Source organism: Pseudoxanthomonas daejeonensis (assembly GCF_022637495.1).
In the GTDB taxonomy this organism is placed as follows: domain Bacteria; phylum Pseudomonadota; class Gammaproteobacteria; order Xanthomonadales; family Xanthomonadaceae; genus Pseudoxanthomonas; species Pseudoxanthomonas daejeonensis.
Genome location: NZ_CP093331.1, coordinates 333,608 through 355,072, shown reverse-complemented (window position 1 = coordinate 355,072; position 21,465 = coordinate 333,608). Strand labels below are relative to the sequence as shown.

The following is a 21,465-nucleotide window of genomic DNA, read 5'->3' as shown; positions in this document are numbered from 1 at the left end:
CGAGGGCATGACTTCCGTCCGCGGCGGCGCGGCGAATGGCCCCGTAAGATGCGGTCATGTTCGGACGTCTCAGCCATACCCGCCTGTTGCGCTATGCCGGCCTGTTCACCTGGGCGATGGTCGGCGTGCCGCTGGTGTATTCGCAGTACGTGCCGGCCTATGGCAGCGAGAACCTCGCCGCAGACAGCGGCCGTACCGCCTGGCTGTTCGGCTGCTACCTCGGCTTCGGCGCCTGCTACTGGTGGCTGACCCGCGGGCTGGGCCATGCGGCGGCCAACTGGACGGACCGGGTGCTGCTGCTGGTATTGACCGTGCTTGCCCTGGGGGTGAGCTATTTCAACGAGTCCGGGCTGGGCAGCATCCTGCTGATGGTGGCGGCCGGGGTCATCCCGTGGCTGTTGCCGGCCACCGCGGGCGTCGTCCTGCTGCTGGCGAGCCAGCTGGCCGTGCTCCCGATCTATTACAACGTCTTCCGGATGCCCCTGTTCGAGGCGTTGATGCAGTCGCTGCTGTACGGCGGCTTCTCGATGTTCATTTACGTGACCAGCCTGGTCGCCAAGCAGCAGGCCCAGGCCCGCGACGACCAGCGCCGGCTGAACGCCGAACTACGCGCCACCCGCGCGCTACTGGCAGAGAGCGCCCGGGTCAACGAGCGCACCCGGATTTCGCGCGAGCTGCACGACCTGCTCGGCCATCACCTGACGGCGCTGAGCCTGAACCTCGAAGTAGCCAGCCACCTGACCGAGGGCCGGGCCCAGGAGCACGTGCGCCAGGCCAAGACCCTGGCGCGGCTGCTGCTGACCGACGTGCGCGAGGCGGTCAGCCAGCTGCGCGACGCCAGCGGGGGCATCGACCTGTCGGCGGCGCTGCGGCCGCTGGCCGACCACGTGCCCGCGCTGGACATCTCCCTGGACATCGAGTCGCCGCTGGCCATCGATGATCCCGAACGCGCCCACGTGATGTTGCGCTGCACCCAGGAAATCATCACCAATGCCGTGCGCCACGCCAGCGCCCGCCACCTGTCGATCCGGGTCTGGCGCGAGGCCGGGGCGATCCTGCTGGAGGCCGTCGACGATGGCCAGGGGGCGGATGGCCTGGTGCCCGGCAATGGCCTGCGCGGCATGCGCGAACGGCTCCAGCAGTGTGGCGGTACCCTCGAAATCCAGACCCGCAGGGGCGCCGGCTTCCGGCTGCGCCTGTCCATTCCCGTCTCCACCCCGGCCCACCCGGCCATCGAAGGAGCGCTTCCATGATCCGAGTCTGCCTGGTCGACGACCAGACCCTGGTCCGCCAGGGCATCCGTTCCCTGCTGGCGCTCGATGGCGGTATCGAAGTGATTGCAGAGGCCGGCGACGGCCGCCAGGCGGTCGAGCTGATCCCGCAGGTCAAGCCGGACGTGGTCCTGATGGACATGCGCATGCCGGCGATGTCCGGGCTGGAAGCCCTGCAGGTGCTTTCGCGCCTGGAGCAACTGCCGCCGACCATCATCCTGACCACCTTCGATGACGACCAGCTCGTGCTGGCCGGGCTCAAGGCCGGGGCCAAGGGCTACCTGCTCAAGGACGTCTCGCTGGAGCAGCTGGTCGGCGCGATCCGGACGGTGGCCGACGGCGGTTCGCTGGTGCAGCCGGCGGTCACCCAGCGCCTGCTCTCGGGCCTGGAGCACATGCGCAACGATTTCGTCAGCCTGGACCGGCCGGATCCGTTGACGGACCGCGAGACCGAGATCCTGCGGCTGATGGCGTCGGGCTTCTCCAACAAGGAGATCGCCAATTCGCTGGGCGTGGCCGAGGGCACGATCAAGAACCACGTGTCCAACATCCTGAGCAAGCTCGGTGTGCGCGACCGCACCCGCGCGGTCCTCAAGGCGTTCGAGCTGCAGCTGGTCTGAGGGTCAGGATGTCCGGCCCGCCGCAGCGCGGCGGGCGTTCGCAGGCGCGCGAGCCGGGGGCTCGCAAGCCGCGCCCGCTCACCCTGAGCAAGCTCGGCGTGCGCGACCGCACCCGCGCGGTCCTCAAGGCGTTCGAGCTCCAACGGGTCTGAGGGTCAGGATGTCCGGCCCGCCGCAGCGCGACGGGCCTCGGGGCCAGGGCGGCCGGGCAGCCTGCGATTGCGCGGACACAGGTCCGTTCAGCGGGCGTCCGGCCCGGGCAGGAACTTGGGCGCGCCCGCCCTGTCCATGGGGGACATCCGGCGAGCCGGGTGTAAGAATTCCGTTTATCGTGGCTCCGTCCTCGCTGCTGGCTGCGCGCGGACGGCGAAGCCTGCTACGATTCGCGGCTCGCATTGCCAACTTGCCGTGGATCGGCGCCGGAGACTGCTGAATGACCCGCATTATCGAGTTCCTGATCGCCTTGGGCATCGTTGCTGTTCTGGCCCTGGCGGTCGGTCTGGTTCTGCCTTCGCACCGGCACATTTCGGAGAGCGTCGAGACCAACCGCAAGATGACCATCGCCTATGACACGGTGAACAACCTTCGCCGCTTCAAGGACTGGAACCCGCTGGTCCTGCGCGATCCGAAGATGCAGCTGAACGTCACCGGTGCCGAGTCCGGCGTCGGCTCCCGCCTCGACTACGCTTCCACCGAAGCGCACGTCGGCCAGGGCAGCTGGGAGATCGTCGAAAGCGTTCCCAACGAGAAGGTCGTGATCAAGGTCGAGGACGAACGCCGCGGCAGCGACAAGACCGTGCAGTTCCTGCTCGAGCCGACCGGCAAGAACAACCGCAACGTCAAGATCACCCAGACCTACGACGTCAACTACGGCTGGAACCTGCTGGGCCGCTACGCGGGCCTGTACGTCAGCCGCCACGTCGGCGACGACGTCAAGCTGGGTCTGAGCCGCATGGCCAACATGCTGGCGACGGTGCCGAACTTCGACTATCGCGCCGAAGGCGTTCCGCTGACCGGCCTGAAGATCGTCGACGTGCCCGCGCTGGACCTGCTGGTGGTCAACGCCGGCAACATCGAGCGCAACAACGAGGCGATCAAGCAGTCCATCAAGAACAACCAGGAATGGATCAAGCGCACGCTTGAAGCCAACCCGGGTCTTGAAGCTGCGGGTCCGGTGCGCATCATCACCACCGATTTCGGCGCCGAGAAGTACGCGTTCGACGTGGCCGTGCCGGTCCGCCGCAAGGTCGCGCAGGCCGTGCAGGCCCCGCTGGCCGGCGAAACGCCGGAGCCGGAGACCGATACCGCGGCCGAAAATGTCGCCGAGCAGCTGGCCGCCGAAGGCGAGCCGCTGAAGGTGACGGTGCCGGCAGGCGCTCCGGTCGAGTACATCCGCACCGAGCCGCGCCGCGCCGCGTTCGCGTCCTACACCGGCTACATGGCCGAGCTGGATGCCGCCCGCAACGCGCTGCGTGCCTGGTCGCTGACCCACGGCTACGAAGTGACCGATCGTCCGTACGAGATATGGAAGGGTGGCATCGACAAGTCCTTCACCGCCGAAGGCACCTACGACATCTACTGGGCCATCAAGTAACCCGGGGCCGGCATCGCCGGCCGGGATACGGATCCACGAAAAGCGCCGCGCAAGCGGCGCTTTTTCGTTTAGGCTCGCGGCCAGCGCGATGACGACGGGGCAGGGTGATGCAGCGGAACGGACCGGCGGGAGCCTGGCTTGCGGCGAGCGGTGCGGTACTGGCCGCGCTGGCGATCGGAGCCTCGGCATACGCGGCCCATGGCATCGCCGCTGCGCACGCGCGCGGCAACCTGCAGACCGCGAGCCTTTACGCGTTCGCCCACGGCGCGATGCTGGCGGCCTTGGCCCAGGCGCCGGCGCGCCGGTTGCGCTGGCTGGCCCTGGCGGGCCTGTTGCTGGGCACGCTCCTGTTCGCCGGCAGCCTGGCCGGGGGCGCGCTGCTGGGCTGGCCCACGCGGCTGGCACCGCTCGGCGGCACGCTGCTGATGGCCAGCTGGATCCTGCTGGCCGTCGATTCGGTGAGGCGCTGACCATGCCCCGCCATGCGCGCGGGTTCGACGTGGACGCCGCCTACGAGCACCTGTCGCGGCGCGACCGCAAGCTCGGCGCGTGGATGAAGCGACTGGGGCCGCTGCCGGCCGAACCGCGCTGGCGCAAACCATTCGATCCGGTCGATGCGCTGGCTCGCGCGATCCTGTTCCAGCAGCTGTCGGGCAAGGCCGCTTCGACCATTGTCGGTCGCGTGGAAGCCGCGATCGGCAGTGCCCGCCTGCACCACGACACCCTGGGTCGGATCGACGACACCGCGTTGCGTGCCTGCGGCGTTTCCGGGAACAAGGCCCTTGCGCTGCGCGACCTCGCCGCGCGTGAGGCGCAGGGCGAGATCCCGGACCTGCGTCGCATGTCGACCATGCACCAGGACGAGATCGTCGCCGCGCTGGTGCCGGTACGCGGCATCGGCCGGTGGACGGTCGAGATGATGCTGATGTTCCGCCTCGGGCGGCCCGACGTCCTGCCCATCGACGACCTGGGCATCCGCAAGGGTGCGCAGAAGGTGGACAGGCAGGAAGCGATGCCGACGCCGAAGGAGCTGCTCGCGCGCGGCGAGAAGTGGGGGCCTTACCGCAGCTACGCCAGCTTGTACCTGTGGCGCATCGCCGACTTCACCGCCGAAGCGAAGAAGCCCGTCAACCGTTCCCAGGATTGACTGGAGCCCGGCGGCGCAGCGACATCCGCCACAGCGCATCGTCGCGGCGTACGTGGTGGTGGTAGATGGCCGCCAGCGCATGCAATCCGACCAGCCAGTAGCCCGCCACGGCGATGCGTTCGTGCCAGCCCTCAAGGCTTTCGGCCAGGCCCGGCTGCGCGGGAATCAGGAGCGGCAGCTGCATCCCGGCGATGGCCGGGGCGTGACCTTCGGCATTCAGCAGCAGGTAGCCGATGACGGGCATCGCCAGCAGCAGGCCATACAGCGCGAGTGCGACGAGCGCGGCCATCATCGACTGCCACTTCGGCGGCTGTGGCGTGATCGGCGGAATGCGGCCGGACAGGCGCAGGCCGAGGCGCAGCCAGGTCAGGGCAAAGACCGCAATGCCCAGGAAGTAGTGCGCCGTTTTCATCGCGTCGCGGGGTGCGCTGCCGCGCGGGAACACGCCGCGCAGTTCCATCGTCGCGTAGACCGCGATCAGCAGGAGCAGGGTGATCCAGTGCAGCGCGATGATTCCACGCGGGTAACGGGCAGGTGGCTGCTGGGGCACGGCGGCGGCATGGCGATGGGGATGGGCTGGAGTATCTGCCCATCCAGGCCCGGCCTCTTGATCCAGGTCAAGCCGACCAGCGCCGGCGCTGGTTCAACCGGCGAAACTCCAGTGCCACGGCTCGTAGACGATGCCGTGCGGGTTTGCGCGCGGGTAGCTCATCGTGAACCCGTGCGCGGCGGCATGGGTCGACAGCCAGGCGAACGCCGGCGTGGCCTCGAACGATTCCTCCGCCGCCGGCTCGCCCGGGGTGCCGATGTCCAGTGCGCGACCACCGTGGTGTTCGCTGTAGCCCGGAGCGGCATTCACCGCGAGGATCTGCGCGAGCGACTGGCCGCGTGCGAATTTCCGCTCGAAGATGCCCAGCTGGTAGTCGTGGCTGCGATAGCCGGAAATGGATTCGAGCACGATGCCGTCCGTCGCGGCGGCGCGACGCATCGCCTGCCAGGATCGCGCTGCGACCGGTTGCAGCCACAAGGGGCGGCGATAGCGATCGAAGTCGGCCAGCAGCAGCCACTCCGGCTCGGCGACCAGCGACAGTCCGGTGCGACGCGCATAACCGTCGTCGATACCCAGCGCCTCCAGCCGTTCCTGCAGGCGGTGCAGCGGCAGCGTCCGCGGCGCACGCGCCGGACCGCGCCTGCCATCGGCTTCAAGCAGGTCCAGCGCCTCGTCGATGCCGGCTTCGCTCGCCAGCCGCGGCACCAGCGGCAGCAGGCCTTCAGGCAGCGCCGCGGCCAGGTAGCGGCCATCGCGCTTGCGCCGCAGGACGGCATGGGCGCGCGACAGCGCGCGCGCGTCGGCATTGCCGCGGGCCCGGAGCAGCGCCGCCGGCCACAGTTCGATGTCGGCGGTGTTCAGCAGGCGGGCGTGGAGCGGGGCGGGGTACGTTCGCATCGACGCAGGTTAGCCACGCCCGCCCGACATCGCCAGCGCGCGCAGGCGCGCGAGCAGTGCGGCCGGATCGGTCGCTTCGAGGAGCAGGTCGTGCTTGCCGCTGCCGGGCAGCCACAGCTTGCGGCGGCCGTCGGCGATGGCGACGAAGCTGCGCCGCCGGTTGCGCAGCAGGAACCAGCCGCTGTGGAAGCCGGGCAGGCCGAAGCCGTTGGTCTTGAGCATCGTGCGCAGTTCGGTGTGCTCGTCCAGGTCGACGATGCGGGCCTGGTCCAGCTTCAGCTCGCGCAGCGGGATGCGGCAGCGGTAGAAGCTGGAGCGTACTTCCAGCAGCTCCGGCGACAGGACCAGGGCCTGCCGGCGCATGAGCCTCGCCAGTACCCACCAGAGGAGGCCGCATAGCAGGGCGATGCCGCCGAGGGTGGCAATCAGGGTCAGTGGCAGGCTGCCCGCGATCAGTTTCAGCGATCCACCGGCGAGCACCGGTACAGCCACTGCCAGGGTGGTGACCAGCACCGGCAGGACGAAGGTCAGCGCGAACAGCCAGAAGCCGGCGCGGCTGCCGGGCACGGCCAGGTTCAAGGATGCGTCGTCGCGGCGATAGGTCATGGCAGGGCTCCGGGCCAAAGCAGGGGAACGGCGACGTGCAACACGATGTCGGCGCTGAAGTGCGCGAGCATCGCCATCTCCAGGCCGCGCTTCCAGTACAGCCAGCCGAAGGCGAGCCCGGCGATGCCGTTGAGCAGCAGCGTGCGCAGCACCACCACCGGCTCCAGGCCCCAGATGTTCGCCGCTGCGGGCAGGTGTCCGGCGCCGAACAGCAACGCGGCGATCACGATGGCCAGCCAGTAGGCCCAATCCGGCAGCGCTGTCCGCCGCCGCCGCGCCACAATCCAGAGCAGCAGGGTCATCAGGAACAGCCGCAGCAGCAATTCCTCGACGATGCCGCCGTAGAAGGACGCAAGGAAGCCGTTGAACGCTGACAGGCCCGCGGTCGCCGACGCGGGCGGATGCAGCATCGGCGGCATCGCCCGGTTGAGCAGCGGTGCCACCGCCAGGATCGCCAGTGCGGCCGCGATGCCCAGGAGCACGGCGTGCAGCGGTTTCAGGCGCGCCCAGTCCGGGCGCCGCCGCGCCACCAGCCAGGCGTGCAGCACCGGGCTGCCCAGCCCCACGCGGTGGCCCATGCGCAGCCCGGCCCACGCCAGCAGGCCGACCAGTACCAGCGCCTGGGCGCCCTGCGCGGCGGCAATTACGCCGAGCGGCAAGCGGACCCGGGCGAAGGCGTCTGGCATGGTCTGGGCGAGGTAGGGCATCAGCGCGGCGGCAGACAGGCCGGCGAGCACGCCCCAGGCCGCGGCGATCTTCAGGTCATCGATCGCCGAGGCGGGAGCGATGGAGCTCGGGTGCGCGTGCGGCACGGGCGGCCTCGAATACTGCGCGGGTCAGCGCAGCGCCAGCGCCACGCCGGCAAGCAGCGCGCTGCCCGAAGCGACCACGAGCGCGATGATGAGCGGCCTCGCGCGGGACCCATGGCGGCGTTCGATCAGGTGGACGATATGCAGCATGGGCGTACTCCGTCAGGCTTCGCGTTTGAACACCGCCAGCAGCGCCATCATCGGGCCGGGCGATACGATCTGGACCAGCTCCCAGCCCAGCTGTCCCTGGCGCGCCAGGGCTTCCTGCAATGCGTCCTGCTTGAACGAACCCATCAGGCTCGGCTTGAATTCGACCACCTGGTACTGCCAGCGCGTGCTCATCCTTCGTCCTCCTGGTCATCGGCCGGCCTGGGCAGCCGGCCTGCCTTGCGCAGTGCGTCGCGCAACACGTACTCGATCTGTGCGTTGAGGCTGCGCAGCTCGTCGTCGGCCCACCGCTGCGCCGCCGCCAGCACGTCGGCGTTGACCCGCAGGGGATAGGCCTTCTTCTCCGCCATCGTCAGCGCTTCCCGCCGCTACGCCGCAGGTGCAGGACCACCGACACCAGAAGCGCGTTGACCGCCACCACCATCGCCACCACCACCGTGGTCACGGCGGTGGTGCTGCCGTCGGCGAAGTAGAGGCCGATCGCGCCGCCCAGCATCGCCAGGGCGACCAGGGCCCAGCGCAGCGCCGCGCCGCGGCTGTGCGCATCGTCGGCGCGCGCGTACCAGGCGGCGATACCCAGTGCGGGCATTCCGCTCATGGCGATGACCAGTGGCACGAGGGCTTCCACCGGCGGCGCCTCAGTACAACGAGCCGGCGTTGAGTACCGGCTGCATGCCGCGTTCGCCGCACAGCACGACGAGCAGGTTGCTGACCATCTGCGCCTTGCGCTCCTCGTCCAGCTGCACCACGCCGTTCTTCTGCAGCTCGGCCAGGGCCATCTCGACCATGCCCACCGCGCCGGCCACGATCCGCGTGCGTGCGGCGATCACCGCGTTGGCCTGCTGCCGCTGCAGCATCACCTGGGCGATTTCCGGCGCGTACGCCAGATGGCTGATCCGCGCTTCGATCACCTCGACGCCGGCGGTGCCCAGGCGTTCGGCGATCTGCGCCTGCAGGTGGTCGGAGATTTCCTGCGGATGGCTGCGCAGCGCGGTCTGGCCCTCGTCGTGCTGGTCGTAGGGATAGCTGGCCGCCATCGCCCGCAGCGCCGATTCGGACTGGATGTGGACGAAGTTTTCGTAGTCGTCGACGTTGAACACCGCCTCGGAGGCATCCACCACCTGCCACACGATCACCGCGGCGATCTCGATCGGGCTGCCGTCCAGGTCGTTGACCTTGAGCTTGCCGCTCTCGAAGTTGCGCACGCGCTGGCTGATCTTGCGCTTGGAGTAGAAGGGGTTGTTCCAGCGCAGGCCGGCTTCCTTGACCGTGCCCACGTACTTGCCGAACAGGCTCAGCACCGCGGCCTGGTTGGGCTGGATCGAGTACAGGCCGGTGATGGCCAGGATGATGGCCAGGGCCAGCACGGCCGAGGCGATGACGGACATGCCGCCGCCCTCCATGCCGGCCACGCCGACGCCACGGGCGAACAGCCAGGCCGCCGCCAGACTGGCGAGCAGGGCCACGATGAGGACGGGAATGCCGGGCAGGGAACGGATCGGAAGCTCTTTCATGGCGGATCTCCTGGGTCGCCGACAAAAGATATCATTGTGATATCAGTTGTCAACGGCCGCGGGTACAGGGCCTTGGAGCTGATCCGGGGCCTGCCAGCCCGCGGAGCGTGCCTGACCGGGCGCAGGGACTCCCCCGGCTAAACTGTCCGGCCCTCACTCCCGTCCTGCCGCCATGGTCCGCATCGGAACCCCGCTATCCCCCCACGCCACCCGTGTCCTGCTGCTGGGGTCGGGCGAACTGGGCAAGGAAGTCGCCCTCGAGCTGCAGCGGCTGGGCGCGGAAGTGATCGCCGCCGACCGCTATGCCGATGCGCCGGCGATGCAGGTCGCCCACCGCAGCCACGTGCTGGACATGCTCGACACCTTCGCCCTGCGCGAACTCATCGCACGGGAACAGCCGGACCTGATCGTCCCGGAGATCGAGGCGATCCATACCGAGACCCTGATCCAGCTGGAGAAGGAGCACGGGCAGAAGGTGATCCCGACCGCGCGCGCGGCGCGACTGACCATGGACCGCGAGGGCATCCGCCGGCTGGCCGCCGAAACCCTGGGCCTGCCGACCTCGCCCTACCGCTTCGTCGACACCCTAGACGAGTACCGTGCCGCGATCGCCCTGGTCGGCCTGCCGTGCGTGGTCAAGCCGGTCATGTCGTCCTCGGGCAAGGGCCAGAGCACGGTGCGCACCGAGCACGAGGTCGAGGCGGCCTGGGAGTACGCACAGACCGGCGGCCGCGCCGGCGCCGGGCGCTGCATCGTCGAGGGTTTCGTCGACTTCGACTACGAGATCACCCTGCTGACCGTGCGCCATGCCGGCGGCACCTCGTTCTGCGAGCCGGTCGGGCACCTGCAGCGTGACGGCGACTATCGCGAGAGCTGGCAGCCGCAGCCGATGTCGCCACTTGCGCTGGAACGCGCGCAGGCGATCTCCCGCGCGGTCACCGACGACCTGGGCGGCTGGGGCGTGTTCGGCGTGGAGCTGTTCGTGAAGGGCGACGAGGTGTGGTTCTCGGAGGTCTCGCCGCGACCCCACGACACCGGCCTGGTGACGCTGGTTTCGCAGGAGCTGAGCGAGTTCGCCCTGCATGCGCGCGCGATCCTGGGGCTCCCCATCCCGGTCATCCGACAGAACGGACCCTCGGCCTCGTGCGCGCTGCTGGCGCACGGCCACGGCGTACCGGTGTTCTCGAACGTGGACGCTACGCTGCAGGTTCCCGACACCGCATTGCGCCTGTTCGGCAAGCCGCGCGTGGAAGGCCATCGCCGCGTCGGCGTGACCCTGGCGCGCGCCGACGGCATCGATGCCGCGCGCGCCGTGGCCCGTGATGCGGCAGCCGCGATCGGAATCGAAGTCCTGCCGGAATAACCGGGGGCGCTCGCCGCGCCGCCGTGGCCCTCACAACGCCAGGTCGACCCACACCAGGTGGTGGTCGCTGCCGTCGGCGATGGCGGCGGCCGGGTCGGTCGACGCGGGCCAGAACACGCCGCTTCCGCGAAGTTCGAAGCCGGTCGACGGCAGCACGTAGTCCAGCCGCATCGCGCCGGCCTTCGGTCCGAAGTCGCCGGTCACGTGCTCGGGCGCGCCGCGCCGCTGCAGGCCCTTGGCCGCGTATGCGCGCGCGATTTCCGCACCGCCCTCCGAACGCGGCGTGGCCATGCGCAGCACGCGCGGATGCTCGAGCAGTTCCACGATCGCGTCGTGGTGGCCGTCGCCATCGGCCGGATCGTTGTTGAGGTCGCCGGCGATCACGAAGCGCGCATCGCCGGCCAGGCCGCCGCAGCGGCCCGCGTCGTCGCACAGCCAGGCCTGCGTCCCCGGCGAAAGGTACTCGCGCCACAGGCGGATCTCGTCGGCGTTGCGCAAGCCATTGCGGTCTTCCGGGCCATCGAAGACCGGCGGGGTCGGGTGCGAGACCAGGAAATGCACGGTGCCCGACGGCGTGCGCACCGGCACGTCCCAGTGCGACTTCGACGACAGGCGCAGTTGCTCCCAGACCGCATCGTCGTGCCAGTACTTGCCGGTCTTCGGATCGACCGGCCGCTGCGTGCCGGGCATCGTCGCCCAGCGCAGCAGGCGGAAACCGCGCGCCTGCGCAGCGTCGATCGGATGCTTGGACAGCACCAGCATCCCGTACTGCCCCGGGTGCAGGCCGTAGCCCCAGGCATCGTTGCCACGGTCGCGGCCTTCGCCTCCGATCGTGCCGTTGTGGTCCAGGTCCAGGCCGCTGGGCACGCCGGTGTTCACTTCGGCGAAATAGCGGTACGGGTAATGAAGCGGCTCGCCGCCGCCAGCCTGCGGGCGTTCCAGGTAGTCGCGTTGGAACAGGTCGGCGGCCATGCCGCCGGCGTCGTAATCGAACTCGTTGAGCAGGACCAGGTCCGGACGCACCTGTTGCAGCACCGCTGCGATCTTGCGGGCGCCGGCGTCGCCGGCCTGCAGGCGCCGCACCAGGCCGCCATCGGCGTCGTCGTACAACGACGTGTTGTAGGTGGCTACGCGCAGCGTCGCGGCGGCGGCGGGCGTTTCAGGGACGGTGCCGTTGCCGGCACAGGCGGACAGGATCAAGGCGAGGGCGGCAAGCAGGAGGTGGGCGGAGGTCGGCATGCGCGGATTCTGGCACGCCGGGGTGGCGCGGATGCGACAGGCAGTCGAGGTGTCTCCACGCGCCTCAGCCGGTGAACCGGCGCCAGCGCCGCCCGTCGAACGCCTCCAGCGGCTGGAAGCGTCGCTTGTAGTCCATCTTGGCGTGGTCCTGGATCCAGTAGCCCAGGTAGAGATGCTCCAGGCCCTCGCGTTGTGCCCATTGGATCTGGTGCAGGATCGCCAGCGTGCCGAGCCCGCGCTCCGGCAGGTCCGGATCGTAGAAGGTGTAGACCGCAGACAGGCCGCTGCCGACGCGATCGGTGACCGCCACCGCAAGCAGCCTGCCGGGGCCATCTTCGCCGGCCTCGCGCATTTCGATGAAGCGCGTGTCCGACCAGCTGCCGACCAGGAACTGGTCGAACTCGGCGGTGCCATGGCCGTCCATGCCACCGTCGCGGTGGCGTGCGCCCAGGTAGCGCTGGTACAGCGCGAAGTGTTCGCTCGTGCGCCGCGCAGTTGCGATCCGCGTCTGGACCGTGGCGTTGCGCGCCAGGCAGCGGCGCTGGCTGCGGTCGGGTTCGAACGCGGCTACGGGAATGCGCACGGCCACGCAGGCCCGGCAATGCGCGCAGTGCGGCCGGTAGACCAGGTCGCCGGAGCGGCGGAAACCCCAGTCCAGCGCCTGCGGATAGATGTCGGGCAGGCGCGGGTCGCGCGGATCGAGCACCAGGTCGCGCGCGCTGCGCTCGGGCCAGTAGCCGCAGGGATGGCCTCCGGTCTGGAACAGGCGCAGGTCGTCGGTCGGGGAGGAGTCGTTGCCCATGGCAGTGCGGTCGACGGATGGCCGCAGCATAGCGCCGTCGGCGAGGGTGGGTGCCGTGCGGATCTGGCCAGCTGCTGGCTGAACGGAACCGGCGGGCGGTCAACGGCGGGGACCCACCGACGTTTTCCCCGGTGTGGCCATCGAGTCCACGACTTCTGGAGAACCCCGTGAACAAGACCCCTTCCCTGATCGCCGTGGCGCTGCTGGCGATCACCGCCGGCGCTGCCCTGGCGCAAACCCAGCCTGCCGCTGCCGGCACGCCGCAACCGGTGAAGGCGCACAAGCCGCTGGATACCAACCAGGACGGCCTGGTCGATCGCGCCGAAGCCGCCGCGCATCCGCGCCTGGCCGCGCAGTTCGACACGCTCGACAAGAACAGGGACGGCAAGCTCGATCGTGGCGAGATGCCGCGCCGTTCGCACGACGGAAAGCGGCACGGACAGCCGTTCGCCGACCTGGACAAGGACAAGGACGGCCGCATCAGCAAGGCCGAAGCCGCGGCGGAACCGAAGTTCGCCGAACGCTTCGAGCGCATGGACGCCAACAAGGACGGTTTCGTCGACCGCGCCGATCGCGAGGTGGCGAGGAAGCAGCGCCGTGACGAATGGTTCGTTGCGGCCGACATCAACAAGGACGGCAGCCTCAGCCGCGCCGAGTACGACGCCGCGCATGCCAAGCGTGGCGGTGAGCGGGGCGGACGCGGTCACGGCGCCGGCGGCAGCCCGGCCAAGCAAGCCAGCGCGAAGTAAACGCGTCGAACGGTGGTCCGGGCCCGCGCAGGCGGGCCCGTCAGCCGGCGGGCGGCGGGGTGATGCGTACGCGCACTTCCTCGTCGTCGCCGGCTTCTTCCGTTCCCGGGGCCGGCTGCGCGGTGGACGCTTCCGGCGTGGCGGGCGCGACCGGCGGATGCGGCTTGCGCCCGATCCAGATGAACATCGCGACCGCTGCGATCCCCAGCAGCAGGCCGATGCGCACGCGCCAGGCCCAGCGCTTGTCGCCGCCTTCGGTGGCGTCGAAGCGCGAGGGCAGCGCTTCGGTCGCCGGCGTGGGCAGGCCCGAATACGACGTGCGCGTGGTCGCCAGCAGGCCGGCCTCGCGCAGCAGTTCGCGTGCGCGCGGCTGGTCTTCGGCCTTGCGCACCCACACCGCCGGCTGCTGGTTGGCGGGGACCGGTTCGGAGTAGCTGAACTGGCCGCGGCGCCGGCCGCGATAGGAGCGCGGCTGGCTGATGTAGATGTCGATGCCCGCGTCCTGCAGCAGGCGGGCGACGCCTTCCACGGTTTCCAGGCGCTGGCTGGTGAAGACCTGGCGCATCGTCAGTCCTTCGCCGGGACCAGGCGCGCGCTGTCCGGATCGGGCACCACGCGGATCAGGCCCTCCTGGGCGGTGCTGGCCACGAGGCGGCCCTGGCGATCGAACACCTGGCCGCGGGCGAGGCCGCGCGAGCCCTCGGTGCTCGGGCTGTCGAGCGAATACAGCAGCCACTCGTCGGCACGGAATGGACGGTGGAACCACAGCGCGTGGTCGAGCGAGGCCATCTGCACGTTGGGCGTGTAGTAGCTGATCCCGTGCGGGAAGGTCGCCGTGCCGAGCAGGTGGAAATCCGAGGCGTACGCCAGGAGGGCCTGGTGCAGCTGGACCGGGATCTCGCCGACGTTCTCGCGCAGGCGGAACCAGACCTGCTGGTAGGGCGGACGCTTGGGCGGATTGAGTTCGTCGCGCGGATAGACATGGCGGAACTCGAACGGACCGCCGCGCGACAGCCAGCGCTGGACCTTGGTCGGCAAAGTGGCCATCACCTCCGGCGGCACCGGCGGCGCGGGGATGATGTCCTCCGGCTGCGGAACCTCGGGCATCTTCAGCTGGTGCTCGGCGCCGGGCTCGTCGTCCTGGAACGAAGCGGCGCAGAAGAAGATCACCTTGCCGTGCTGGATCGCGGTGATCCGGCGCACCGAAAAACTTCCGCCATCGCGGGTGCGGTCCACGTCGTAGACGATGGGATGCTCGATGTCACCGGCGCGCAGGAAATAGGCATGCAGCGAATGCGCCCGGCGGCCGTTGTCGATGGTGGCCTGTGCGGCCGCCAGCGCCTGGCCCAGCACCTGCCCGCCGAACACGTACTTGGTGCCGATGTCGCGGCTCTGGCCACGGAACAGGTCGTCTTCGAGCCGTTCCAGGGCGAGCAGGTCGATCAGTTCGGAAACCACGGGGCCAAGGGCGGAAGACAAGGGCGGAGCCATGCACGGGAGTGAGGGGGCAATTATACCGGCGCGGTGACCGTGTCCCGGCGGGCGTAGACGCGGGCCCCAGGGCCATGATGGCCGGGCCCGTGCCGACCTCGCCGGACTCGAAACCGCCCTGCCGTCGCCGTGCGGGCAGCGTCGGTGTCGCGGGCTAAGCCCCGCTCCTACAAGGCTGCGTGGCTCCCGTAGGAGCGGGCATGACCGCGACACCGAGGGCCGCTGGGTCGCGAGGCCGCCACCCGAGTCATGGGAACGCGTGCCCCGGCCGGACTGAACGCTGCTCCTACAGGGGCAGGCGCGGCAGCGGCACCGCCGCCAGCACGCGATCCCACGGAAACTGCGGGCCCGGATCGAGCTTGCGCTGCACGAGCACGGCCGGATCGTCGCTGGCCGGCACCCGGTCGCGGTCCAGGTCCTCGTGGCCGGCGACGTGGCGCAGCCCGGGCAGGTCGCCGGCCAGACGGTTCAGCAGCGCGACCAAAGCGTCGACCTGGGCGTCCGGATAGGGTTCGGCCATCGCCTGGTGGCGCGAGTCCAGCCAATGCGGATAGCGCCCGGTGTTGACCAGCTCGATGCCGATCGCGCGCGGGTTCCAGCCCCGCACGTGGTGTGCGCTGCGGTCCTCGGGCACGTAGCGCAGCACCGTGCCGTCGCGGTCGATGTAGTAGTGGCCGCTGTTGCCGGTGCCGCTGTCGTAGAGCACGCGCTCGCCGTACTCGCGAGCGGTGGCCAGGTCGGGCAACTCCGTGCAGTGGATGACGACCAGGTCCACCTGCGCCAGCGGGCGCGTTTCCAGGCGTTCCACGTACGGCAGCGGGGCGTCGATGACAGTCAGTGCGTGCAGGGTCGACATGGGCCGGGATGCTAGCATTCACGCATGCCTGCACTCTCTTCGCGCCCCGATCCGGACAGCCCGCTCGGCAAACTGATGGCGACCCTGCCGCAAGGCGGTCGCGTGGAATGGATCGGCCTGCGGCCGGCCCGCGAAACCGCGATGATCGAGGTCGACGCGGTCGAGGCCACGGCTGGCGCCGGGTTGGCGGGCGACCGCTACAAGAGCGGCAGCGGCAAGCGCGGGATCACCCTGATCCAGGCCGAGCACCTGCCGGTGATCGCGGCCCTGTCCGGGCATGCGCAGGTCGCCCCGGCCACGCTGCGCCGCAACCTGGTCGTTTCCGGCATCCCGCTGGTAGCGCTGAAGGGGCGCCGCTTCCGCATCGGCGAGCTGGTGCTCGAGGGCACCGAATCCTGCGATCCGTGCTCGCGCATGGAAGAGGCGCTGGGCGCGGGCGGCTTCAACGCCATGCGCGGACACGGCGGCCTGTGCGCACGCATCGTCGAGGGCGGCACCCTGCGCCTGGGCGACACGGTGCAGGCGCTGTGAGTCGCGGCCACTGCATCCTGTCGCATGGCTTCGAAAGCGGCCCGGACGCGACCAAGGTGACCGCGCTGGCCGAAGCCGCCGAACAGTTGGGCTGGACCACCGAGCGCCCGGATTTCACCGACCTGGATGCGCGCCAGGACATCAGCCGCGTAGGCGACGTCCCGGCCCGACTGCAGCGCCTGCTCGACATCGCCGGCGCAGCCGTTGCGCGCGGAGGTCCGGTCGTCCTGGGCGGCTCCAGCCTGGGCGCCTATGTTTCGGCGATCGCTTCGTTGCAGGTGCCGACCCGCGCGCTGTTCCTGATGGTGCCGCCCTTGCGGATGGGCCCGATGCCGGCGCTCGATGCCGCGCCCGTGCCGACCTCGGTGGTGCATGCCTGGCACGACGAGCTGATCCCGGCGAACGAGGTGATCGACTGGGCGCGCGCGCGTTCGGCGCGTTTGCTGCTGCTCGACGACGGCCACCGCCTGGCCGGGCATGTCGACGCGACCGCACGCGCATTCGCCGAACTGCTGCGCGACCTGTAACCGCTGCGACATGGCGGCGGCCACTGCCGCCGCTTTCCCGCCGCCGGGCCCGGCCCGCGCGGCGTTCCCTGTTTTCATTCGAGGTCTGCCGTGAAGTTCTTCGTCTCCTGTGCCAAGGGCCTGGAATACCTGCTGGCCGACGAGCTGGTCGCGCTGGGTGCGGAAAAAGCCACCGCCACCATTGCCGGCGCCAACCCCGAGGGCACGCTGGCCGATGCGCAGCGCGCGGTGCTGTGGTCGCGACTGGCCAGCCGCGTGCTCTGGCCGCTGGCCGAGTTCGATTGCCCGGACGAGCAGGCGCTGTACGACGGCGCCTCCAGGCTGCCCTGGCACGAGCACCTGCGCGAGGGCGACACCCTCGCGGTCGATGCGCACGTGTCCGGCGAGGCGATCACCCATGCGCGCTTCGCCGCGCAGCGGGTCAAGGATGCGGTGGTCGACGTGTTCCGTGCGCAGGGCCTGGAGCGGCCGTCGGTGGACGTGGACGCCCCCGGGCTGCGCCTGAACCTGTCGCTGCGCAAGGGCCGGGCGACGCTGTCGGTGGACCTGGGCGGCGGTCCGCTGCATCGCCGCGGCTGGCGCGCGTCGCAGCACGAGGCGCCGTTGAAGGAGAACCTGGCCGCGGCCGTGCTGCTGCGTGGCGGCTGGCCGGCGATCTACGCCGAAGGCGGCGCTCTGCTGGATCCGATGTGCGGCAGCGGCACTTTGCTGATCGAAGGCGCGCTGATCGCTGCCGACATGGCGCCCGGCCTGGGGCGGATGTCGAAGGTGCAGGAAGCCGCGCCTGGTGCGGCGAGCGGCACCGCAGCCGGCCCGTGGCAGGCGGCGATGGAGCACGTGGCACCCTCCTCGGAGGCGCAGGTCCCGGACCCGGCGATAGATGCGCCCGTGCCCACGCGCTGGACCGGTTTCGACACCGTCACGTGGTCGGCCCTGGTGGCCGAGGCGCGCACGCGTGCGCAGGCCGGCCTGGCCGCATTGCGCCCGGCGTTCCATGGCAACGACATCGACGCCCAGGCCATCGCCGCGGCGCGTGCCAATGCACAGGCGGCGGGCGTGGCCGTGGCGATCGATTTCCAGGTGCGCGACATCGACGCGCTTCCTGTCCTGGAAACGGCGCGCGGCCTGGCCGTGTGCAATCCGCCCTACGACCGCCGCCTGGCGGCCGATGGCGCGCTGTACCGGCGCCTGGGCCAGGCCCTGCAGCGCGCAGTGCCTGACTGGCGCGCCAGCCTGCTCTGCGGCGACGCCGAACTTGCCCACGCCACGGGCCTGCGTGCGGCGAAGAAATACCAGCTGTTCAACGGTGCGCTGGAGTGCGCGCTGATCATCTGCGACCCGGTACGCCCGCCGCAGCGCGAGGTCGTGCCGCGCGAACTGTCAGAAGGCGCGCGCATGGTCGCCAACCGGCTGCAGCGCAACCTGCGCAAGCTGAAGAACTGGCGCAGCGGCGAGGGCGTGACCTGCTTCCGTGCCTACGACGCCGACATCCCCGAGTACGCGTCGGCGATCGACGTCTATGCCGAGGACGGGGGCGAGCAGCGCACGTTCCTGCACGTGCAGGAATACGCGCCGCCGGCCGAAATTCCCGAGGCCGACGTGCGCCGGCGCCGAGGCGAACTGGTCGCCGCCGCACGCGAGTTTTTCGCCGTACCCGCCGAGCGGGTCGCACTGAAGACGCGCGAGCGCGGCAAGGGTGGCTCCAAGTACGGGAAGTACCAGCAGCAGGGTGAGCGCATGGTCGTTCGCGAGAACGGCGCGCGCTTGTGGGTGAACCTGTTCGATTACCTGGACAGCGGCCTGTTCCTGGACCATCGCCCCTTGCGCCGGCGGATGGCCGTCGAGGCGCGCGGCAAGCGCTTCCTCAACCTGTTCTGCTACACCGGCGTGGCCAGCGTGCAGGCCGCGGTGGCCGGCGCCGCGTCGACCACCAGCGTCGACCTGTCGGCAACCTACCTGCAGTGGTGCGCCGACAACCTGGCGTTGAACGGGATCGGTGGCGAGAAGCACCGGCTGGTCCAGGCCGACGTGCTTGCCTGGCTGGACGCGGAGCGGCACCGCTACGACGTGATCTTCTGCGATCCGCCGACGTTCTCCAACTCCGCGCGCGCCGACGACTTCGACATCCAGCGCGAGCACGTGCGCCTGCTGCAGGCGGCGATGGCGCGGCTGGTTCCCGATGGCGTGCTGTATTTCTCCAACAACTTCCGCCGCTTCCGCCTGGACGAAGCGGCCGTGGCGCAGTTCGCGCAATGCGAGGAGATCAGCGCGCGGACCATTCCGCCGGACTTCGAGCGCAACGCGCGCATCCATCGTGCCTGGCGCCTGCAGCACCCGGCGACCTGATCGATCCACGGCGGCCCGGGGAAGGGTCGCGAAAGATCAGGGCCCGGTCGCGCGCTCCACGCCGTGGCCGCCGGGCTCGTGCCAGGCATGGAAGGCCTGCAGCGCGCGCGCGGCCAGCGGCTGCCCGTACAGGAATCCCTGCGCCATCGGGATGCCGGCGTCGCGCAGGACCTGGGCCTGCTCCGGCGTTTCAACGCCCTCGGCGATCACCTGCAGGTTGGTGGTCGCCAGCAGGGCGGCGAGGCCTTCGAGCCATTCCGGCCGAGGCTGCCCGGGCGCGATGCCGGCGACCCGCGTGCGATCGATCTTGATGATGTGGAACTTGCAGCGCGCCAGGATCGCCAGGTTGGCGCTGTCCAGCATCACGTCGTCCAGGGCGAAGCGCACGCCGCTGCGCGCGGCTTCCTCCATCTCGGCCATGCCCATGCCATCGGGAATGCCGCGCTCGGTGACTTCCAGTACCAGCTGCTCGCGCAGGGTCTGCTGGTAGCCGGTCTTCATCGCGGCGTACTCGATGCCGCCGCGGCCAAGCAGGGCCGGTGGCACGTTGATGCCGATGAACACGTGCGGGCGTTCCAGCAGCCAGGGGCCGAGTTCGCGCGCGGCGGTCTCGATCGCGTGGTAAGTCAGCAGGCCGCCCAGCGCGCTTTCCTCGGCCAGCGGAATGAAGTCGCGCGGGCCGACCATCCGACCCAGCCGCTTCCAGCGAAGCAGCGCTTCGCAGCCGACGCATCGTCCATCGACCAGCGAGACGATGGGCTGGTACTGGAGGAAGAACTCCCCGCGTTCCAGGCCTGCCTGGATGTCTTCCGGAGTGATCATGGCGCCTCCTGCTGCCGGACCCAGAATAGCAGGGGTCCGGCGGCGGCGCGGCGCCCCGTCCGGGGCTGCGGGCAGGGGCCCTCAGTCGCCGATCAGCAGCACGAACGGCCCGATCTGGGAGTTCATCTGCAGGGCCAGGCTGCGATCGCGGTCTGCGACGAGCTGCGCGGCCGGCGTGGCCAGGTCGGGCGGGAACGCGCGGTACTGCACATCGTCGGGCAGCACGTTGCGAACCACGTAGCCCATCAGCACGTTGACCACTTCGCCCAGCCCGTCCAGCGCGAGCGCGTCATCGCAACGCTCGGGTCCGATCTTCAGGAATGCGCAGACCATCGCGCGCATCGTGGACAGGTCGCAGGCCATGCCGATGAACAGCGGCTGCTCGCCATCGATGCGCACGTGCGCCACGTGCGGATAGGCAGCCAGCTGCCCGGGACCGAGCAGGCCGGCGGGCTGGCACTGGCTGTCGAGCATGCGCGGGAACAGGCGTCCGCACAGGGCGATGGCGCCGTTGGCGAAATCGGCCAGGGCGTGGTCGGCCACGCCCACGGCAAGGGCATGGTTCGCGGCGTCCTGGTCGGCGCGGTGCACCGCCAGTTCCGACTCGAGGGTTGCCGCATCGACGACGCCCTGTTCCACCAGCACCTGGCCGAACAGCTTGCGCCCGGCCTTCTGCGCGGCCAGCAGGACTTCGACCTGGGCCGGTTCCAGCAGCCCCAGCTCCAGGGCGATGTCGCCGAAGCGACGATCATCCGCGCGCTGGCGATCGTTGATGCGCCGTGCCTGTGCCTCGGTGAGCAGGCCCTGGCGCACGGCCAGTTCGCCCAGCAAAGGGTTGGAAGCGCGCTGCGCCTCGGTTGCCGCCAGCAGCTGCTGGGGCGTGATCACGCCACGCTCCATCAGGAACTGGCCCAGGAATTTGACAGCCATTCGATGCCCCTCTGCGATTGTCCGGATGATAGCCGCTGGTCAGGCGAGCGCGTCGCGAAGGACACGCTCCATCGCATCGGGGTCGATGGGCTTCTGCAGGTAGGAGCGTGCGCCCAGGCGCAGGCACTCCTCGATGTCGCTCTGCGCGCCCAGCGAGCTGAGGATCACCACCTTCGCCTGCGGATCCAGCTCGAGGATCTTCGCCAGCGCCTGGCGGCCGTCGCATTCGGGCATGACCAGGTCCAGCAACACCAGGTCCGGCTTCAGCGCCTGGTACTGGCTGACCGCATCGTGGCCGTTCCCGGCTTCGCCCGCCACCTGAAAACCCGCTTCTTCCAACTGGCCGGCCGCCAGCATGCGCAAGGCGCGCGAATCGTCGCAAAGCAGCACGGTCGGTCGTGCGGTCATGTCGTTTCCCCTGTTGGAAGGCGACCGCATGAGCGGCCCGTTGTGGGATAGCGGCCGGGGGGGTGAGGTTCTTTAGGGGGCGCAACCGTACGCGCCGCAGGACTTCGTAGGAGCGGGCATGACCGCGACACCGACGCCGGTGGAATCGCGAGAGCGTTGCCCGGGCCGGACGGGTTCTGGCCAGGCTCTTCGATCCGGGTGGTATCACCTTCCAGACTCGCGTCC

Annotated in this window: 28 protein-coding genes; 11 read left to right on the top strand and 17 right to left on the bottom strand. The window is 70.0% G+C overall.

From position 1 onward, the window contains the following. Positions 1-56: 56 nt before the first annotated feature. The 6 genes from MNQ95_RS01720 (at position 57) to MNQ95_RS01695 (ending at position 4,632) form a co-directional block, all read left to right on the top strand. Positions 57-1,253, top strand: a complete 1,197-nt coding sequence (locus MNQ95_RS01720; RefSeq protein ID WP_162411127.1) for a sensor histidine kinase — start codon at positions 57-59, stop codon at positions 1,251-1,253. Then, on the top strand, positions 1,250-1,891 hold the full coding sequence (locus MNQ95_RS01715; RefSeq protein WP_162411126.1) for a response regulator: 642 nt from the start codon (positions 1,250-1,252) through the stop codon (positions 1,889-1,891). The genes MNQ95_RS01720 and MNQ95_RS01715 overlap by 4 nt, the downstream gene beginning before the upstream one ends. An 8-nt stretch (positions 1,892-1,899) precedes the next feature. After that, complete coding sequence (locus MNQ95_RS15860; protein WP_162411125.1) at positions 1,900-2,043, top strand: transcriptional regulator; 144 nt, start codon at positions 1,900-1,902, stop codon at positions 2,041-2,043. Positions 2,044-2,324: 281 nt separating this feature from the next. Further along, the gene (locus MNQ95_RS01705) at positions 2,325-3,485 is read left to right on the top strand and encodes a polyketide cyclase (protein ID WP_241953624.1); all 1,161 of its coding nucleotides are present in this window, start codon (positions 2,325-2,327) and stop codon (positions 3,483-3,485) included. Positions 3,486-3,592: 107 nt separating this feature from the next. Further along, positions 3,593-3,955 (top strand): DUF423 domain-containing protein, encoded by a 363-nt coding sequence (locus MNQ95_RS01700; protein WP_241953623.1) that lies wholly within the window; start codon positions 3,593-3,595, stop codon positions 3,953-3,955. Between the two features lie 2 nt (positions 3,956-3,957). Further along, the gene (locus MNQ95_RS01695) at positions 3,958-4,632 is read left to right on the top strand and encodes a DNA-3-methyladenine glycosylase family protein (protein WP_241953622.1); all 675 of its coding nucleotides are present in this window, start codon (positions 3,958-3,960) and stop codon (positions 4,630-4,632) included. On the opposite strand, the gene MNQ95_RS01690 is transcribed toward MNQ95_RS01695, so the two are convergent. The 9 genes from MNQ95_RS01690 to MNQ95_RS01655 all read right to left on the bottom strand — a co-directional run bounded on the left by MNQ95_RS01690 (position 4,613) and on the right by MNQ95_RS01655 (position 9,176). After that, positions 4,613-5,182 (bottom strand): cytochrome b, encoded by a 570-nt coding sequence (locus tag MNQ95_RS01690; RefSeq protein WP_241953621.1) that lies wholly within the window; start codon positions 5,180-5,182, stop codon positions 4,613-4,615. The two genes, MNQ95_RS01695 and MNQ95_RS01690, sit on opposite strands and share 20 nt — an antisense overlap. A 93-nt stretch (positions 5,183-5,275) precedes the next feature. After that, positions 5,276-6,079: a M15 family metallopeptidase gene (locus MNQ95_RS01685; RefSeq protein ID WP_241953620.1), complete on the bottom strand. Its 804-nt coding sequence runs from the start codon at positions 6,077-6,079 to the stop codon at positions 5,276-5,278. 9 nt (positions 6,080-6,088) lie between these two features. Continuing rightward, positions 6,089-6,685, bottom strand: a complete 597-nt coding sequence (locus tag MNQ95_RS01680; protein WP_241953619.1) for a PH domain-containing protein — start codon at positions 6,683-6,685, stop codon at positions 6,089-6,091. Continuing rightward, on the bottom strand, positions 6,682-7,497 hold the full coding sequence (locus MNQ95_RS01675) for a CPBP family intramembrane glutamic endopeptidase (RefSeq protein ID WP_241953618.1): 816 nt from the start codon (positions 7,495-7,497) through the stop codon (positions 6,682-6,684). The genes MNQ95_RS01680 and MNQ95_RS01675 overlap by 4 nt, the downstream gene beginning before the upstream one ends. Positions 7,498-7,521: 24 nt before the next feature. Then, complete coding sequence (locus MNQ95_RS15810; protein ID WP_274379416.1) at positions 7,522-7,644, bottom strand: hypothetical protein; 123 nt, start codon at positions 7,642-7,644, stop codon at positions 7,522-7,524. A 12-nt stretch (positions 7,645-7,656) separates the two neighbouring features. Then, the gene (locus MNQ95_RS01670; RefSeq protein WP_162411118.1) at positions 7,657-7,836 is read right to left on the bottom strand and encodes a DUF4177 domain-containing protein; all 180 of its coding nucleotides are present in this window, start codon (positions 7,834-7,836) and stop codon (positions 7,657-7,659) included. Beyond that, positions 7,833-8,012 (bottom strand): type II toxin-antitoxin system antitoxin, encoded by a 180-nt coding sequence (locus MNQ95_RS01665; RefSeq protein WP_162411117.1) that lies wholly within the window; start codon positions 8,010-8,012, stop codon positions 7,833-7,835. Before MNQ95_RS01665 ends, MNQ95_RS01670 begins: the two co-directional genes overlap by 4 nt. Positions 8,013-8,014: 2 nt before the next feature. Next, positions 8,015-8,290, bottom strand: a complete 276-nt coding sequence (locus MNQ95_RS01660) for a hypothetical protein (RefSeq protein ID WP_241953617.1) — start codon at positions 8,288-8,290, stop codon at positions 8,015-8,017. Positions 8,291-8,300: 10 nt separating this feature from the next. Continuing rightward, positions 8,301-9,176, bottom strand: a complete 876-nt coding sequence (locus tag MNQ95_RS01655) for an SPFH domain-containing protein (protein WP_162411115.1) — start codon at positions 9,174-9,176, stop codon at positions 8,301-8,303. Positions 9,177-9,348: 172 nt separating this feature from the next. Between MNQ95_RS01655 and purT the strand changes: the two genes are divergently transcribed. Continuing rightward, positions 9,349-10,539, top strand: coding sequence for a formate-dependent phosphoribosylglycinamide formyltransferase (gene purT, locus MNQ95_RS01650; RefSeq protein ID WP_241953616.1), 1,191 nt, complete (start codon positions 9,349-9,351; stop codon positions 10,537-10,539). Positions 10,540-10,569: 30 nt separating this feature from the next. Here the strand turns inward: purT and MNQ95_RS01645 are convergent, their stop codons facing one another. Both MNQ95_RS01645 and MNQ95_RS01640 read right to left on the bottom strand, forming a co-directional pair. Continuing rightward, a complete protein-coding gene (locus MNQ95_RS01645; protein WP_241953615.1) occupies positions 10,570-11,778 on the bottom strand; it encodes an endonuclease/exonuclease/phosphatase family protein in 1,209 nt (402 codons plus the stop codon). A gap of 64 nt (positions 11,779-11,842) precedes the next feature. Continuing rightward, positions 11,843-12,580, bottom strand: coding sequence for an arginyltransferase (locus MNQ95_RS01640; RefSeq protein ID WP_241953614.1), 738 nt, complete (start codon positions 12,578-12,580; stop codon positions 11,843-11,845). 167 nt (positions 12,581-12,747) lie between these two features. Here MNQ95_RS01640 and MNQ95_RS01635 point away from each other — a divergent pair, with 167 nt between their 5' ends. Beyond that, the gene (locus MNQ95_RS01635; RefSeq protein WP_241953613.1) at positions 12,748-13,329 is read left to right on the top strand and encodes an EF-hand domain-containing protein; all 582 of its coding nucleotides are present in this window, start codon (positions 12,748-12,750) and stop codon (positions 13,327-13,329) included. Positions 13,330-13,369: 40 nt separating this feature from the next. Here MNQ95_RS01635 and MNQ95_RS01630 read toward each other — a convergent pair whose 3' ends face one another. From MNQ95_RS01630 to MNQ95_RS01620, 3 genes are all read right to left on the bottom strand, one after another. Then, complete coding sequence (locus tag MNQ95_RS01630) at positions 13,370-13,894, bottom strand: hypothetical protein (protein ID WP_162411110.1); 525 nt, start codon at positions 13,892-13,894, stop codon at positions 13,370-13,372. A 2-nt stretch (positions 13,895-13,896) separates the two neighbouring features. Continuing rightward, the gene (tesB, locus tag MNQ95_RS01625; RefSeq protein WP_241953612.1) at positions 13,897-14,820 is read right to left on the bottom strand and encodes an acyl-CoA thioesterase II; all 924 of its coding nucleotides are present in this window, start codon (positions 14,818-14,820) and stop codon (positions 13,897-13,899) included. A 286-nt stretch (positions 14,821-15,106) separates the two neighbouring features. Beyond that, on the bottom strand, positions 15,107-15,676 hold the full coding sequence (locus tag MNQ95_RS01620; RefSeq protein ID WP_162411108.1) for an N-acetylmuramoyl-L-alanine amidase: 570 nt from the start codon (positions 15,674-15,676) through the stop codon (positions 15,107-15,109). A gap of 24 nt (positions 15,677-15,700) precedes the next feature. On the opposite strand from MNQ95_RS01620, the gene MNQ95_RS01615 reads away from it, so the two are divergent. The 3 genes from MNQ95_RS01615 to rlmKL all read left to right on the top strand — a co-directional run bounded on the left by MNQ95_RS01615 (position 15,701) and on the right by rlmKL (position 19,080). Then, a complete protein-coding gene (locus tag MNQ95_RS01615) occupies positions 15,701-16,207 on the top strand; it encodes an MOSC domain-containing protein (RefSeq protein WP_238390403.1) in 507 nt (168 codons plus the stop codon). Next, positions 16,204-16,734: an alpha/beta hydrolase gene (locus MNQ95_RS01610; protein ID WP_162411107.1), complete on the top strand. Its 531-nt coding sequence runs from the start codon at positions 16,204-16,206 to the stop codon at positions 16,732-16,734. Before MNQ95_RS01615 ends, MNQ95_RS01610 begins: the two co-directional genes overlap by 4 nt. Positions 16,735-16,824: 90 nt before the next feature. Continuing rightward, entirely contained in the window at positions 16,825-19,080 is a 2,256-nt protein-coding gene (gene rlmKL, locus MNQ95_RS01605; protein WP_241953611.1) for a bifunctional 23S rRNA (guanine(2069)-N(7))-methyltransferase RlmK/23S rRNA (guanine(2445)-N(2))-methyltransferase RlmL, read from the top strand. A gap of 36 nt (positions 19,081-19,116) precedes the next feature. On the opposite strand, the gene MNQ95_RS01600 is transcribed toward rlmKL, so the two are convergent. The 3 genes from MNQ95_RS01600 to MNQ95_RS01590 form a co-directional block, all read right to left on the bottom strand. Next, positions 19,117-19,902, bottom strand: a complete 786-nt coding sequence (locus tag MNQ95_RS01600) for an EAL domain-containing protein (RefSeq protein WP_241953610.1) — start codon at positions 19,900-19,902, stop codon at positions 19,117-19,119. An 81-nt stretch (positions 19,903-19,983) separates the two neighbouring features. After that, positions 19,984-20,832 (bottom strand): cyclic di-GMP-binding domain-containing protein, MshE-related, encoded by an 849-nt coding sequence (locus MNQ95_RS01595; RefSeq protein WP_241953609.1) that lies wholly within the window; start codon positions 20,830-20,832, stop codon positions 19,984-19,986. Between the two features lie 39 nt (positions 20,833-20,871). After that, positions 20,872-21,240: a response regulator gene (locus MNQ95_RS01590; RefSeq protein ID WP_162411103.1), complete on the bottom strand. Its 369-nt coding sequence runs from the start codon at positions 21,238-21,240 to the stop codon at positions 20,872-20,874. Positions 21,241-21,465: the final 225 nt, after the last annotated feature.

Bases quoted from the DNA above. Each gene is read 5' to 3' on its own strand.
- MNQ95_RS01720 (WP_162411127.1), top strand. From the start codon at position 57: ATGTTCGGACGTCTCAGCCATACCCGCCTGTTGCGCTATGCCGGCCTG.
- MNQ95_RS01715 (WP_162411126.1), top strand. From the start codon at position 1,250: ATGATCCGAGTCTGCCTGGTCGACGACCAGACCCTGGTCCGCCAGGGC.
- MNQ95_RS15860 (WP_162411125.1), top strand. From the start codon at position 1,900: ATGTCCGGCCCGCCGCAGCGCGGCGGGCGTTCGCAGGCGCGCGAGCCG.
- MNQ95_RS01705 (WP_241953624.1), top strand. From the start codon at position 2,325: ATGACCCGCATTATCGAGTTCCTGATCGCCTTGGGCATCGTTGCTGTT.
- MNQ95_RS01700 (WP_241953623.1), top strand. From the start codon at position 3,593: ATGCAGCGGAACGGACCGGCGGGAGCCTGGCTTGCGGCGAGCGGTGCG.
- MNQ95_RS01695 (WP_241953622.1), top strand. From the start codon at position 3,958: ATGCCCCGCCATGCGCGCGGGTTCGACGTGGACGCCGCCTACGAGCAC.
- MNQ95_RS01685 (WP_241953620.1), bottom strand. From the start codon at position 6,079: ATGCGAACGTACCCCGCCCCGCTCCACGCCCGCCTGCTGAACACCGCC.
- MNQ95_RS01680 (WP_241953619.1), bottom strand. From the start codon at position 6,685: ATGACCTATCGCCGCGACGACGCATCCTTGAACCTGGCCGTGCCCGGC.
- MNQ95_RS15810 (WP_274379416.1), bottom strand. From the start codon at position 7,644: ATGCTGCATATCGTCCACCTGATCGAACGCCGCCATGGGTCCCGCGCG.
- MNQ95_RS01670 (WP_162411118.1), bottom strand. From the start codon at position 7,836: ATGAGCACGCGCTGGCAGTACCAGGTGGTCGAATTCAAGCCGAGCCTG.
- MNQ95_RS01665 (WP_162411117.1), bottom strand. From the start codon at position 8,012: ATGGCGGAGAAGAAGGCCTATCCCCTGCGGGTCAACGCCGACGTGCTG.
- MNQ95_RS01655 (WP_162411115.1), bottom strand. From the start codon at position 9,176: ATGAAAGAGCTTCCGATCCGTTCCCTGCCCGGCATTCCCGTCCTCATC.
- purT (WP_241953616.1), top strand. From the start codon at position 9,349: ATGGTCCGCATCGGAACCCCGCTATCCCCCCACGCCACCCGTGTCCTG.
- MNQ95_RS01645 (WP_241953615.1), bottom strand. From the start codon at position 11,778: ATGCCGACCTCCGCCCACCTCCTGCTTGCCGCCCTCGCCTTGATCCTG.
- MNQ95_RS01640 (WP_241953614.1), bottom strand. From the start codon at position 12,580: ATGGGCAACGACTCCTCCCCGACCGACGACCTGCGCCTGTTCCAGACC.
- MNQ95_RS01630 (WP_162411110.1), bottom strand. From the start codon at position 13,894: ATGCGCCAGGTCTTCACCAGCCAGCGCCTGGAAACCGTGGAAGGCGTC.
- tesB (WP_241953612.1), bottom strand. From the start codon at position 14,820: ATGGCTCCGCCCTTGTCTTCCGCCCTTGGCCCCGTGGTTTCCGAACTG.
- MNQ95_RS01620 (WP_162411108.1), bottom strand. From the start codon at position 15,676: ATGTCGACCCTGCACGCACTGACTGTCATCGACGCCCCGCTGCCGTAC.
- MNQ95_RS01615 (WP_238390403.1), top strand. From the start codon at position 15,701: ATGCCTGCACTCTCTTCGCGCCCCGATCCGGACAGCCCGCTCGGCAAA.
- MNQ95_RS01600 (WP_241953610.1), bottom strand. From the start codon at position 19,902: ATGATCACTCCGGAAGACATCCAGGCAGGCCTGGAACGCGGGGAGTTC.
- MNQ95_RS01595 (WP_241953609.1), bottom strand. From the start codon at position 20,832: ATGGCTGTCAAATTCCTGGGCCAGTTCCTGATGGAGCGTGGCGTGATC.
- MNQ95_RS01590 (WP_162411103.1), bottom strand. From the start codon at position 21,240: ATGACCGCACGACCGACCGTGCTGCTTTGCGACGATTCGCGCGCCTTG.